Origin of the sequence: Brevibacillus borstelensis (assembly GCF_037834415.1) — a bacterium.
GTDB lineage: Bacteria > Bacillota > Bacilli > Brevibacillales > Brevibacillaceae > Brevibacillus > Brevibacillus borstelensis_A.
Genome location: NZ_JAUMSJ010000006.1, coordinates 72784 through 85533 on the forward strand (window position 1 = coordinate 72784; position 12750 = coordinate 85533).

General features: G+C 54.2%; 13 protein-coding genes. 4 read left to right on the plus strand and 9 right to left on the minus strand.

The features are described 5' to 3' along the window. Positions 1-45 precede the first annotated feature (45 nt). Complete coding sequence (locus Q3F21_RS08025) at positions 46-1074, minus strand: DctP family TRAP transporter solute-binding subunit (protein WP_340251124.1); 1029 nt, start codon at positions 1072-1074, stop codon at positions 46-48. Between the two features lie 326 nt (positions 1075-1400). Here Q3F21_RS08025 and Q3F21_RS08030 point away from each other — a divergent pair, with 326 nt between their 5' ends. Genes Q3F21_RS08030 through Q3F21_RS08045 form a run of 4 tightly spaced genes read left to right on the plus strand, consistent with a single transcriptional unit; the run spans position 1401 to position 4927 of the window. Next, positions 1401-2315, plus strand: a complete 915-nt coding sequence (locus Q3F21_RS08030) for a decaprenyl-phosphate phosphoribosyltransferase (protein ID WP_340251126.1) — start codon at positions 1401-1403, stop codon at positions 2313-2315. Positions 2316-2340: 25 nt separating this feature from the next. After that, positions 2341-2697, plus strand: a complete 357-nt coding sequence (locus tag Q3F21_RS08035; RefSeq protein ID WP_340251128.1) for an SMR family transporter — start codon at positions 2341-2343, stop codon at positions 2695-2697. Between the two features lie 36 nt (positions 2698-2733). Continuing rightward, positions 2734-3213, plus strand: coding sequence for a divergent PAP2 family protein (locus tag Q3F21_RS08040; protein ID WP_340251130.1), 480 nt, complete (start codon positions 2734-2736; stop codon positions 3211-3213). A 22-nt stretch (positions 3214-3235) separates the two neighbouring features. Next, positions 3236-4927 (plus strand): hypothetical protein, encoded by a 1692-nt coding sequence (locus Q3F21_RS08045; RefSeq protein WP_340251132.1) that lies wholly within the window; start codon positions 3236-3238, stop codon positions 4925-4927. 153 nt (positions 4928-5080) lie between these two features. Here the strand turns inward: Q3F21_RS08045 and Q3F21_RS08050 are convergent, their stop codons facing one another. From Q3F21_RS08050 to Q3F21_RS08085, 8 genes are all read right to left on the minus strand, one after another. After that, a complete protein-coding gene (locus tag Q3F21_RS08050; RefSeq protein WP_425341230.1) occupies positions 5081-5812 on the minus strand; it encodes an MBL fold metallo-hydrolase in 732 nt (243 codons plus the stop codon). A 241-nt stretch (positions 5813-6053) separates the two neighbouring features. Continuing rightward, the gene (locus Q3F21_RS08055) at positions 6054-6608 is read right to left on the minus strand and encodes a glycerol-3-phosphate responsive antiterminator (RefSeq protein ID WP_340251298.1); all 555 of its coding nucleotides are present in this window, start codon (positions 6606-6608) and stop codon (positions 6054-6056) included. A gap of 41 nt (positions 6609-6649) precedes the next feature. Beyond that, positions 6650-7459 (minus strand): sugar phosphate isomerase/epimerase family protein, encoded by an 810-nt coding sequence (locus Q3F21_RS08060; protein WP_340251134.1) that lies wholly within the window; start codon positions 7457-7459, stop codon positions 6650-6652. A gap of 15 nt (positions 7460-7474) precedes the next feature. After that, positions 7475-8278: a carbohydrate ABC transporter permease gene (locus tag Q3F21_RS08065; protein ID WP_340251137.1), complete on the minus strand. Its 804-nt coding sequence runs from the start codon at positions 8276-8278 to the stop codon at positions 7475-7477. 11 nt (positions 8279-8289) lie between these two features. Beyond that, positions 8290-9180 (minus strand): carbohydrate ABC transporter permease, encoded by an 891-nt coding sequence (locus tag Q3F21_RS08070; RefSeq protein ID WP_340251140.1) that lies wholly within the window; start codon positions 9178-9180, stop codon positions 8290-8292. 28 nt (positions 9181-9208) lie between these two features. Further along, a complete protein-coding gene (locus Q3F21_RS08075; protein ID WP_340251142.1) occupies positions 9209-10564 on the minus strand; it encodes an ABC transporter substrate-binding protein in 1356 nt (451 codons plus the stop codon). Between the two features lie 27 nt (positions 10565-10591). Beyond that, entirely contained in the window at positions 10592-11779 is a 1188-nt protein-coding gene (locus Q3F21_RS08080) for an ABC transporter ATP-binding protein (protein ID WP_340251144.1), read from the minus strand. Between the two features lie 113 nt (positions 11780-11892). Further along, the gene (locus tag Q3F21_RS08085) at positions 11893-12705 is read right to left on the minus strand and encodes an HAD-IIA family hydrolase (RefSeq protein ID WP_340251300.1); all 813 of its coding nucleotides are present in this window, start codon (positions 12703-12705) and stop codon (positions 11893-11895) included. Positions 12706-12750: the final 45 nt, after the last annotated feature.

Sequence of the window (12750 nt, forward strand, 5' to 3'; positions counted from 1 at the left end):
GGATGAAAAAGGGGGCTTCATCGCCCCTTTTTCCACCTGTCGTGTTTACTTGCGGAATGCATCCAAAAGATCCTTGCCGATGATGCCCTCATATTTGTCGATAACTGGTTGGACTTTTTCCTGGAATGCCTTGATCTGCTCAGGTGTCAGCTCGACGACTTCCATCCCTTTTTCCTTGAGCTGCGCCAGTACTTCTTCGTTCTCTTTGCGATTCAGCTCGATCTGGTATTTGGCGGCTTCCTGGGCCGTTTCTCTCAGCAGCTTTTGCGTGTCAGCGTCCAGGCTGTCGTACAGCTTTTTATTGATACCGAAGACAATCGGATCGTACATGTAGTTCCATACAGTCAAGTATTTTTGCACCTCGTACAGCTTGGAGTTGAGAATGATCGGAAGCGGGTTTTCCTGTCCGTCGATCACTCCTTGCTGCAGGGAGGTAAATACTTCAGAGAAGTTCATGACCGTCGGATCTCCGCCAAACTCCTTGTAAGTGGCCACCATCGCTTCCATGGAAGGAGTCCTGATCTTCAGCCCGTTCAAATCTTCCGGAGCGACAATCGGTCTTTTGCTGTTGGTGATTTGACGGTACCCGCTTTCTCCGAACGCCAAAGGCTCGATCCCTTTGCTGCGAACGAGCTCCATCAACTTTTGCCCGGCTTCTCCGCTCATCGCTTTGTCTGCCTGTTCGTAGCTTGGTATGAGCCAGGGAAGAGAAGGCGCGGCAAACTTCGGATCGAGGACGTTGTAAATAATCGTGGAGTGGAGGGAGATATCTGTCGCCCCGTTTTGGACTGCCTCCAGACCTTTTGGCTGGTTGCCGTTGGAGAGCGATTCGTTTGCATACATCTTCATTTTGATCCGGCCATTTGACTTTTGGTCGACATCCTCCATCCACTTTTTCACGGCCACGCCCCAGGTGTCTTTCTCTGAAACCGTAATGCTTACTTTCAGCTTTAATTCCTGCTGCGACGAGCCTGCCCCCTGGCCTTGCGGGCTTCCGTTCGATTGCTGGGAACCGCAGGCTGCCAGCGTTGCAGCCATCAATACAGAGAGCCCAACACTTACGAGCTTTCTCATATGTCCTCCCCCCGCGCTGTATACGCTTTCAATTTTTAATATTTAGAATAGTGACAATTAAACCAGAGGTATATAACCAATAAACAAATTGGCCTTATGTTTTGGGCGATATTTGTACAAATCCCTTCATTTGGATCGGAAGCTTTCCGTACAATCGCTTGATTTATATATCCACTTTCACAAATTGCCTTTTTCGCTCTCCCCGCTTTTGGCGATGAGATTCGGAATAACTCTGCAAAACTCGATTGATTATGTTACTATTTGTTGAGAATTGTCGTCTTATCTATGGTTACGAGTTAGATAAGCAAACAGATTAGGAGAATCATATGGGATTACCGAATTCAGTGAAAGTAAAAGCACAAACAGCCCCTGTTCAAAATGTTGGGGTTTTGTTGATACGTCAGCTGCGGCCGCAACAATGGACGAAAAACCTGCTTGTTTTTGCCGCTCTTTTGTTTTCTTTCCGCCATGTGGACATGGATGTTGGCGGCAAGGCGATTCTCGCTTTTTTTCTCTTTTGCTTCGTATCCGGCTGCGTCTACATTCTGAATGATTTTGTGGACATCAAAAACGACCGGAACCATCCTGAGAAGCGGTTCCGGCCGATGGCTTCGGGAGCATTAAACCCGTTTTTGGCACTCTCGTTCGGTGTTGTTCTGTTAGTCGCTTCCCTGTTTGCCGCCTTTTCTGCCAACACGCTCCTCGGCTTCGTACTGCTGGTCTATTTTCTGCTCAACTGCGCGTATTCGCTCAAGCTTAAGCATGTGGTCATCCTCGACGTGATGATTATCTCCGCCGGTTTTGTCCTCCGCGCGATTGGCGGCGGCCTCGCGATCGGGACCCCGCTGACCCCGTGGTTTTTGCTCTGCACAATGCTGCTGGCCCTCTTTTTGGCCATCAGCAAGCGGCGTCACGAGCTCCAGCTGCTGCAGTCGGAAAAGGGTTCTCACCGAAAAGTGCTGGAAAACTACTCACCGGAATTGTTGAATCAATTCAACACCATCGTGACGACGGCGACGATCATCAGTTACTCGCTGTTCACGTTCACATCCGGGCGGACGATACAGCTGATGTGGACGATTCCGTTCGTGATCTTTGGCATTTTCCGCTATCTCTATTTGATAACGATGAGCGACAAGGGCGGCAGTCCGGAAAAAGTGCTGCTGGAGGACAAGCCGATTCTGATCACGGTTCTTTTGTATGTGATTACGGTGGCCGGCATCCTGTACTTTTTCGAATAACAGCACAGATAGGTGGATGAAGGTTATGCAGGCGCACGTCCTGATTTTTGTTTCTATTCTGCTCAGCGCATGCGGACAAGTCGCCATGAAGCTGGGAGCCTCGTCTCTGGCGGGGAAAAGCGATCTGTTTTTGCTGAAAATCGTCCAGTACATCACCAACGTCCCCATCGTCGTCGGACTTTCCCTGTACGGAATCTCCGCATTTGTCTGGATAGCGGCCATCGAAAAGGTTCAGCTCTCTTACGCCTATCCGATGGCCGCCTTGGGCTATGTCCTCGTAGCGATTTTGTCGGTTTTTCTGTTTCATGAACCGATGTCTGCCACGCGGATGATTGGCCTGGCGATCATCATTGTCGGCGTCGTTGTGCTGGCACAGTCCTGACAGATCCGGGCAATTTACCTTATCGGAGGAGTTCATATGTTGTACGCTTTGGCACCGTTTATCGGGTGGCTCGTCTCGGGCTCGGTCAAGTTTTTCATCAACTATCTTCGCTTTGGAAAGGAAGCCCGGTCGAAAATAGGAAACGGCGGGTTCCCCAGCACGCATACGACAGTGATGGTCACGAGCATTGCCCTGATCGGCCTGCGCGAAGGCTTTGACCATCCTGTGTTCGGGCTGGGCGTTGCGGTTACGTTTATCGTCGTCATCGACGCGATGGGATTGCGCAGGGCCGTCGGCAAGCACGCGGAGGCGCTGAACCGGATGTCCATAGGGCAGTACCACACGGCTGCTGCGGGACCGGGTGCCACAGCGGATTTGCCCGCTTCAGTGACAAAGCCTCTGCGCGAAAGCATGGGACATACCAAAAGCGAAATTGCGGGAGGGATTGTTCTCGGGGTGTTGCTTGCGAAGCTCCTGCACCTGCTTTCACAAGTGAGCCCGGGTTTACTCGGCTAGGAATGGGAGAGAAAGAGAAGGTATGAATGATTCAACAAATATGAACAAGCTGGGGAACTATTCCTTTGTCCTGGGGATTGCGTTGATCCTCTTTTTAGCCTTCATGGTATTCTTCGCTTCGGTCCTTTTGTTATGTGGAATACCGATTACCGGCATCAGCCTTTGGCTGTCGCTGGCACTCGGCCTTGTCTGCGTGTGGGGAATGACGCGCTCGTATTTTCCTGTTCGCACAGTGGCCGCGTTTCTCTCCATTCTCTTGGGGCTTGCGCTCGTTTTGGGGATCAGCTGGTATGTGAGCGCCCATACCTACGACCTGTCATGGGATGGGCAAACGTATCACCAGGAAGCGATTATCCTTCTGAAGGATGGATGGAATCCGGTCTATGAACAGCTTGATGCCCCCACAGAGGCAGAGCTTGCGAAGCTGCAGGGACGCGAGCTGCTGACGGTCTTCGAGCTGTGGATCAACCACTACAGCAAAGGCCCTTGGTTCCTCGATTCCCTGCTTTACAAAGTGACTGATCAAATTGAAGTGAGCAAAATCTTCAACTTCATCCTGCTGTTTGCGTCCTTTTTCCTGTCTGCAGCCGCCATGCTGACAGCTTTTCCAGCTAAGCCGAAAAGAGCGGTTGCTCTCTCGTTTCTGTTGGCCTGCAATCCTGTGGTGGTAACGCAGCTGATCACCTTTTACATTGACGGACAGCTGGCATCGCTCATTTTGTGCATCTGTGCGCTCGGTTATCTGGTGTACAAGCGGTATCACCCGTGGACGATTGCCGGGCTTTGTTCGGCGCTCATCCTGCTCGGCGAGGTGAAATTTACCGCGCTCGTGTACGCCGTCCTTCTCGGCTGCGGCCTGCTGCTGCTCTTTTTCCTCTACGACAGCGAGAGGCGGTGGAAAAGTCTGCTCGCCGCATTCACGGCCAGCCTGCTCATCTGCGTGGCGCTCGTCGGCTACAATCCGTACGTAACGAATACGCTGACGAAGGGACATCCGTTTTACCCGCTGGCTGGCGGGAATGCGGTCGACATCATGAAATCCAACAGCCCGCTTGATTTTCTGGACAAAAACCGGGTTGAAAAGTTCTTTGTGTCTCTGTTTGCGACGACAGCCAACGTCGGAAACGACGGGGAAAGCCAGCTGAAATGGCCGTTTTCGGTCACGCCGTATGAGATAACGGCGTTCATCTCTCCTGATGTTCGGGTGGCTGGTTTCGGTCCCATGTTCGGGGGAGCCGTGCTGCTCAGCTGCCTGGTCTTCCTTGGCCTGCTGCTGCAAAAGAGACGGGCGTATCGGCCTGTTTTCCTCGTCATCGCCATCCTGCTGTTTACGGTTTTGATCAATCCGGAGTCGTGGTGGGCGCGGTATGTCCCCCAGCTTTGGATCATTCCCGTCCTGATCGCCGTGATGGGACTGGAAAGCGGCAAGGCATGGATTCAAAACGGAAGCAGGCTTTTGCTTTGCGCGCTGTTGGCTAATGCGTTTATGGTAGGCTTCGGTCATTTTATCGGACAAAGCTATTCGCATCTGCTGCTGAAACAGCAGCTGCAGGCGATGAAAGAGAGCAGCCAGCCTGTGCTGGTCGACTTCCGCCATTTCAATTCCAACCGCGTCCGGCTGCAGGAGGAAGGCATCCCGTTTGTTGAGACCAAGATCGACGAAAAGCAGGCGAAGGGGCTGTCTTCTTCCCGGACGTTGTACATTATTCCGTAAGTAATAAGGGAATCTCAAAACAAAAGCGCCTTCCTGTCATCAGGAGGCGCTTCGTTTGTTCGATTGGCTGCTATTTTTCATATTGTCGAGGTTTCCACCCATCCCTGCGGTTAGGAAAGCCCGTTGCTCTACCCTTGTCTGCTAAGCAGGGTCTCACTTTGCAATCTGCTCCAGCTGCTCCTTCACCTTTTGGTCGCTGAACCCGCCGTGGTAGCAAATGACCGACTCGATCTCATAATCCAGAAGCTTTGCCAGCGAGCGCTGGGCTTCTTCCATGTCCAGCGTTGCCCGGGCTACAGGCCCTTGCAAAGTGCCGTTCACACAGATCAAGGCATCGCCTGCAACCAGCGTCTTGCTTTGGACGAGATAAAGGCTGATGTGCCCGTCGGTATGCCCCGGTGTGTGAATGACGCGAATCCCGCCGCCATACGGCAATTCGTCGCCGTCATCAAGAGTATGGTCCACCTTGGCCTTCGGCGGATTGCCAAACAGGTCTATCGCCTTCTGACGTTCTTCTTCCGGGAGCATCTCCAGCAAAGGAGCCATTGCTTCGGGACTCGTTTTTATGAGAGGCAGCGTCCCTTCGATGTAAGGCTGGTCGAGCTTGTGCGCATACACTTTTGCTTGCCCCGCTTCCGCGATGATCTCGGGCACGCTGCCGATGTGGTCAAAATCCTGATGCGTCAGAATTACTGCTTTCAATTTGGCAGGAGAAACGCCCGCTTCCAGCATGGCTGTGCGGATTCGCTCCCATGATCCGGGCATACCGGTATCGATCAGGACAGCTGCCTCGTCATCCCAGATCAGGGTCGGGTGCAATGCGGTACTGCCTCCGACAGAATTCTCATGCAAATGAAGCATGTTTACACCAGTCTGTTTGCTCAACAAAGATTCCCCCCAATGTAAAAGTGGATGCAGGAGATCGACAACGTATGCCTTCTCCCGTAAGCTACACATTATTATGTATCACATTTTTAAAGCTCTGGTCAATTGCATAAATAATAATCATAACATAAATAATTATTTTTGTCAACATATATTTTCTCAGAAATCATGCCAACATTCTGCTTTCATTCATCCATTTAAGATGCGGCGAGATTTGCATATTCGTCAGTGCCCATTGCAATCAATTCCACAGTTCCGACCGGCTAAGAGATACCGCATCCGCTCCGTGGGCAAGCGCTTCCTGCACCTGCTTCCGGGTCCAGATCAACCCGCCCAAAATAATCGGCTGGGAGAGCTGTTCTTTGATATACGGAATGATCGAAGGCGCGATGCCCGGCATAATTTCGATGGCATCGGGCTGGTTTTCCTGCACATTTCGGATCGTGTTCTGCAAAGAGCTGGAGTCGATCAAGAAGACGCGCTGAATCGTTAAAAGCCCCTCCTTTTTCGCCACGCGGATCATCGGTCCTTTGGTCGTGACAATGCCTGCCGGACGGATGTGCCGGGATAAAAAGCGGCAAGATTCCTTGTCGTTGGCCAGACCGTTCATCAGGTCCGTATGAACGAAAATCGGTTTGCTCGCTTGCGTGAAGGTCTCTGCCTCCTCCATCAGCCGGGTCAGCTTTGCGTACATCAGCAAAATGGCGCTGACCGAGGATGCCATCGCCGCTGCAAGCTGGTCCTGCTCCGTGGCGGCAATGACCGGATTTTCCTGTAGTATCGTCTTTATGTCCATGGATAGCCCCTCGCCTTTTGCCATTGTTCCTCCTCTACTCATCACTGCTGGCTCAACCGCGAGATACTCAGCTCGGCATCCGCGACGCATGTCGTCTCAATCACCCAGCTGCCGAAAAACCCTTTTTGCTTGAGTAGAGACAATATCGCGGCATAAGGGATCGTTCCTTCGCCTACAGCCAGATGATCGTCCTTGATCCCCTTGTTGTCGCTCAGGTGAAGAGCCTGCAAATACGGAAAGACTTCCCGGAGACCATCCAGAGCGTAGCCTTTGCGGATCAGATGGGCGTGACCGATATCGTAGACAATGCCCACCGACGGCGAAACCACCCGTTTGCAAATGGCGATCAGATCGGAGACAGTCCAGCCGAGCACCTTGGGGTAGGGAAGCACGTTTTCCAGAAGAAGCCGTGTTCGCGAATCCGCGATATGTGGCAGAAGCGGTTCGATAAACTGCCCAACCCGCTCCACTCCTCGCTCGCGCTCCGTCTCGTCCAGGCGATCCTCCACCTCTCCGGCGTGCATCACCACATGCGTGCAATCGAGGAATGCAGCCACCTCCAGACAGCGCTTCATCGTATCTGACGTTTGCTCCCTCAGCCCGCCTGCTGCTGCCGCCGGGTTGCATCTGTCGATAGGCGCGTGGATCGACCAGACGATCCCCTTTTCGCTGCCCAGCGCCCGCAGGTCGTTCATCTCGCCAGCCGACCACTCGAGAAGCTCCCTGTGTCCTGCTTCGCACATGATTTCGATCGACGTCCAGCCGCCGTCGACAAGCCGCTGGATCGCTTCCCTGAGCGGCTGGTCAAACAGCGCGTACGTTGAGATGGAATAAGAAGCTTTTGCACTCATCGCTTTTCCCCCTCGTCATTTCACACCGGAATGGATGAAGCTGTTGATAAACTGCCGCTGAAACAGCAAAAAGGCAAGCAGCAGCGGGAAAATGACCATCACCGTGGCGGCGCTCACCTCGGCCCACTGCGCTCCTGTCTCGAACGACTGGGCAAAAATGGCGAGTCCGACGGTCAACGGACGGTTTTCCACCGAATTGGTGACGATGAGCGGCCACATGAAATTGTTCCAGTGGTAGCTGACCGACACCAGTCCAAACGCGATGTAGGTCGGTCGGGCCAGCGGAACGTACACCCGCCACAAAATCTGCCACCACGAGCAGCCTTCCATACGAGCGGCTTCCTCAAGCTCATGCGGGATCGTCTTGAATGTCTGCCGCAAGAGAAAAACGCCGAACGCCGAGGCGAAATACGGCATCATGATGCCGAGCTTTGTATCCAGCAAGGACAAATCCCGCAGCACGTTGTAATTGGGAAAGATCAGGATGTCAGCCGGCACCATCAGCTGCACCAAAAACAGGATGAACAGCGCGTCCCGTCCCCAAAACCGGAGCTTCGAAAAGGCATAGGCAGCCAGCGTGGCGGTCACGATTTGCACTGCGAGCACGCCCGTTACGATCAGAAATGTGTTGAGATAATACTGGGCAAAGGGAGCCGCATTCCAGACTTTGATCACGTTATCCAGCGTGAAATCGGGACTGAGCGTCCAGGAGATCGCCAGCTCTCGCGGCCGGAATGCCGTCCAGAAGGCCCACACAAGCGGAAACAGCCAGAGGGCGGCCAGCCCGTACATCGCCACCCCCGTTATTTTGCGAAACATCTGACTCCCCCTTAGTTGTAATGAATCTTTTTATCCAGACCAAAAAATTGAATCGCGGCAACGAGCAGCAGGATGACCACCATGACGACCGTCAAAGCGGAAGCCATGCCCTGATCCCAGAAGGAAAACGCCGTCTCGTAAATGTAGTAGAGCAACAGGTTGCTGGCGTTGTCCGGTCCGCCCTTGGTCATGATGACGAGATGGTCGACCAGCTTGAACGAGTTGGTAAACGCGATGATCAGCACGAACATCGTGGTGGGCATCAACAGCGGAAACGTCACTCGCCTGAACACCGTCCACGGCTTCGCTCCGTCCATCGAGGCGGATTCGTACAGCTCCTTCGAAATATTTTGCAGACCCGCCAGATAAAAAATCATGAAGTAGCCCGCTTCCTTCCAGATCACCATGAAGATCATGGCAAACATAACGTTCGTCCTGTCGCCCAGCCAATTCATCCCGCCGTGGCCGAACCATTCCATGACATGGCTCAAAGCCCCATACTCCGGTGTGTAAATGAACAGCCATATATTCGCGACGGCAATCATCGGGACGACCGTCGGATAAAAGTAGGCGGTGCGGACAAAACCTTTGCCGCGCAGCGCCTTGTTGGCAAACAAAGCCATCGCAAGTCCCAGGGCAATGCTCGTCGGCACCGTCCCCAGGGCAAACCACAAGTTGTTGGTCAGCACCTTCCAGAATACGTCATCTTCCAGCATGATTCTGTAGTTGTCTCCCCCGTTAAAAAGCGGCTCCGGGGAACCCAGATCCGCTTGGTAAAAGCTCAGGATAACCGTTTGGAGAACGGGGTAGAAGGTAAACAGAACGAGGAAGATGAGGGAGGGAAGGAGCAGAAGCCAGGCGTAGATGTTGATCCTCCATTTTGCGCGTTGTTCCAACCCCATTGTCGCTCCCCCAATTCATCTGCTGCTTTTATTTGTTGAACGGCGCTAGGATTTTGTCCGCTTCCTCCTGCGCTTTTTTCAATGCCGCGGCCGGTTCCGCCTGACCGGTAATCACGGCTTGCAGGCTGTCGTTCAGCGCTTTGGTCACCTTTCCGTTGTTATGCGTAGACAGCTCAGCGTGTCCGTATGCCAGCTGGTCGCGGGCGACAGCCGCCACCGGGAATGTTTTGACGTACTCTTTCATGTTCTCGGTTTCGTAGGCCGATTTGCGTGTGGCTACGTACCCTGTGTCGATGCTCCACTGCGCGGCCCTCTCCGGCTCGGTCATGAAACGGATGAACTTCCACGCCGCTTCCTGCTTCTTCGCGTCGATTCCTTTGAACATGTAGAAGTTTCCTCCGCCTGTCGGGCTGCCAAAGGTTTTTTTCGCGGGCAAAAACGCTACCCCAAAGTCAAACTTGGCGTTGTTTTTCACGTTCGTCAGGTTTCCGGTCGTATGGTACATCATCGCTGTCTTGCCCTCCAGGAAATCGGACGGCACCGTCGCCCACTCGATCACGCCCTCCGGCATGACCTGATGCTTTTTCGCCAAATCGACCCACAGCTGCAGCGCTTCGACGTTTTCCGGCGTATCGAAGAAGACCTTTTTCCCGTCTTCGGTCATCAGCTTTTTGCCGTTTTGCAGGACAAAGGATTGGAACATCCAGTACGGAAACCCGGATGTCGGGATTTCGACGCCCCAGCGCCCGTCTTTCTTCAGCTTTGTCGCATACTCCACCAGCTCATCCCAGTTTTGCGGCGGCTTTTCCGGGTCAAGACCGACTTCTTTGAACGCTTCCTTGTTGTAGTAAAGCACGATGGTACTGCGCTGGAACGGGATGCTGTACGTCTTGCCATCTACCTGCGAGTTGGCCATGAAGCCCGGATAAAAGTCATTTACATACTCGCTGCCGCCATCCTTGGCGATAAAATCATCCAACGGAAGAATTGCATCCATGTCAAGCATCGTGTACAGCTCCGTCGAGAGCATGACCGCTACGTCAGGAGGCGTCTTCCCTTGGACGGCGGCCTGGATTTTTGTTGTCGTATCCTGGTAGCTTCCCGTGTAGACCGGTTTCACGGTAATATCGGGATTCGCCTTGTTGAACTCCTCCGCCATGCCGTCGACGATCTTCGTCAGCGGACCGCCGACCGCTACCGGATAGAAGAAGGTAAGCTCTGTTTTTTCCCCGCTTGCCTTGCCCGCTCCCGATCCGGCCGCAGCTTCCGATCCTGCTCCTGCTCCAGCCTGACCGCCCGTCGCCGGGGCATTCCCGCTCGAGCAGCCTGTGATCAATGCCATGCTCATCAGTACGGAAAACAACCCTTTCACAACTGTACGCATCGGTTACTCTCTCCCTTTTCGCGTCTTTTAGATGGCTTTTATTTGTAAAGCGTTTTTTTGAACTGTCTTTGTTTCCGAAGCAGTCAGATTTTTGCCCGACTGTGGGTCAAACAGGCAAACTTGGCCCGGGTGGAACCCGACTCGAACCATTTCTCCCCTCCGGCAAAGCCATTGCCCGTTCCATTTGGCCTTCCAGCGGGCGCCTGCCAGAGCGAACTCGACAATGGTTTCCGAGCCTAGAATTTCTACGCCCTCCACCCTGACGGGCATAGTGATGGCTCCCGTACTTGCATCCGAGCCCGCTGTATAGCCTGTATTCCCGACGATCGGTTCCGCTGCGAAGGGCTGCAGCGCCTCGGGACGGATGCCCAAGACCACCGGAGTTCCCTCCCTGATCCCCTCGCGATAGCCAATCGGGAGAAATGCTTTTTCATTGCCTGTCCCGATCACCACGCCCTGGCAAGAACCGTCGCTTGCCCACGTTCCGTTCACCGTGTTCATCGGAGGGGAGCCGGTGAATTCGGCGACGAACAAGTTGGCCGGCTGGTTGTACACATCCAAAGGCCCTCCAATTTGCTGGACTTGTCCGTCGCGTAGCACCATCATCCGGTCCCCCATCGTCATCGCCTCCACCTGATCGTGCGTGACGTAGATCATCGTGATGCCCAGCTCCTGCTGCAGCTGGCGGATTTCCGTGCGCATGTGGCCCCGCAGCTTGGCATCGAGATTGGACAAGGGCTCGTCCATCAGGCAGATCGGATGCTGGCTGACGATCGCCCTCCCGAGAGCTACACGCTGGCGCTGCCCGCCGGACAGCTCCCGCGGCTTTCGCTGCAGCAGCTGAGAGATTCCCAGCATTTCTGCCGCATGCGCAAGCCTTTTTGCCTGCTCCTGCTTCTCCACCTTACGCACCTTCAGGCCGAACAAAATATTTTCTTTCACCGTTAAATGCGGGTACAAAGCGTAGTTTTGAAACACCATCGAGATGCTCCGGCCGCTCGGCGGAACGTGATTCATCTGTTTTCCCCCGATCAGCAGCTCCCCAGCGCTGATATCCTCCAATCCGGCAATCATGCGCAGTGTGGTCGACTTGCCGCATCCCGAGGGGCCCACCAGGACGAAAAACTCGCCCGGCTCAATCAGCGCGCTCACCTCGTGGACGACCGTTTGCCGGTCAAACGTTTTGCAAATGCGCCGCAATTCTACTTCGGCCATGTCTCTCCCCCCTTATCTCTGCTCTTGTGCTCCATCGTTCCCTGCATGTCCTCCCATCATAGCAATCGCTTGCGAAGGAATAATTTGGTTTGTGTAAAGGTCGTGTTAAGCCGTCATGAAGCTGCTCCAGTTCCGGTTCCCGCAATCGAAAACAACTCTCCAATCGTCGGCAGGATGTAGTCAGGAACGATTTCTGTGGACTCCGCAACGGATCTGTCGGTTACCCCCGTCAAGACGAGGGCCGTTTTCATGCCGCTTTTTCGTCCGAGGAGGATGTCTGTCTCCAGCCGGTCTCCCACCATCAGGCACCGTTCCGCCGACAGGCCTGCTTTTGCCAGCACCTTCTCGGCGTAATAGGCTGAAGGCTTGCCGATCATCGCCCAGGCGCTCTTGCCGCTGGCTGTCTCAATCGCTTTTGCCAGCGCCCCTGTATCGGGAATGGCGCCGCCGGGTACGGGACAAACCGGGTCGGGATTGGTGACAATCAGCCGGGCGCCGCTGCTGACGGCTTCCATCGCGGCCTGCAGCTTCGCATATGTAAACGCACGGTCCATGCCGACCAGTACATGCGTCGCCTCGGCTGGATTTTGCACCTGCTCGATCGAAAAGCCGTCCACCTCCTCTTTCAACGCAGACTCGCCGATGATCAGCACGCGCGGCCGGGCTTCCTGTTCCCGCAAGTACAGGCCTGCGGCGTAGGCGGCCGTCATGATTTCCTCCAGCTCCGCGTCTACGCCCAGCTTGTGCAGGCGAGCCTGGCAGCTCTCCCGCGTCTGGACGGAGGTGTTGGTCAGAAACATCACTTTTTTGCCGCTGGCGCGCAGCTCCGCCAGTGTCTCCGCCGCTCCCGGAAGCAGCCGGTCTCCGAGAAAAACCGTGCCATCCAGGTCAAAGAAATACACATCAAACAACGTTGTGTCCAGCAAAACCTCTCGCTCGCCCCTTTCCGCGACAGATCGGCTGTACGCAAA

Coding starts and splice junctions, on each gene's coding strand:
- Q3F21_RS08025 (WP_340251124.1), bottom strand. CDS start 1,074: ATGAGAAAGCTCGTAAGTGTTGGGCTCTCTGTATTGATGGCTGCAACG.
- Q3F21_RS08030 (WP_340251126.1), top strand. CDS start 1,401: ATGGGATTACCGAATTCAGTGAAAGTAAAAGCACAAACAGCCCCTGTT.
- Q3F21_RS08035 (WP_340251128.1), top strand. CDS start 2,341: ATGCAGGCGCACGTCCTGATTTTTGTTTCTATTCTGCTCAGCGCATGC.
- Q3F21_RS08040 (WP_340251130.1), top strand. CDS start 2,734: ATGTTGTACGCTTTGGCACCGTTTATCGGGTGGCTCGTCTCGGGCTCG.
- Q3F21_RS08045 (WP_340251132.1), top strand. CDS start 3,236: ATGAATGATTCAACAAATATGAACAAGCTGGGGAACTATTCCTTTGTC.
- Q3F21_RS08055 (WP_340251298.1), bottom strand. CDS start 6,608: ATGGACATAAAGACGATACTACAGGAAAATCCGGTCATTGCCGCCACG.
- Q3F21_RS08060 (WP_340251134.1), bottom strand. CDS start 7,459: ATGAGTGCAAAAGCTTCTTATTCCATCTCAACGTACGCGCTGTTTGAC.
- Q3F21_RS08065 (WP_340251137.1), bottom strand. CDS start 8,278: ATGTTTCGCAAAATAACGGGGGTGGCGATGTACGGGCTGGCCGCCCTC.
- Q3F21_RS08070 (WP_340251140.1), bottom strand. CDS start 9,180: ATGGGGTTGGAACAACGCGCAAAATGGAGGATCAACATCTACGCCTGG.
- Q3F21_RS08075 (WP_340251142.1), bottom strand. CDS start 10,564: ATGCGTACAGTTGTGAAAGGGTTGTTTTCCGTACTGATGAGCATGGCA.
- Q3F21_RS08080 (WP_340251144.1), bottom strand. CDS start 11,779: ATGGCCGAAGTAGAATTGCGGCGCATTTGCAAAACGTTTGACCGGCAA.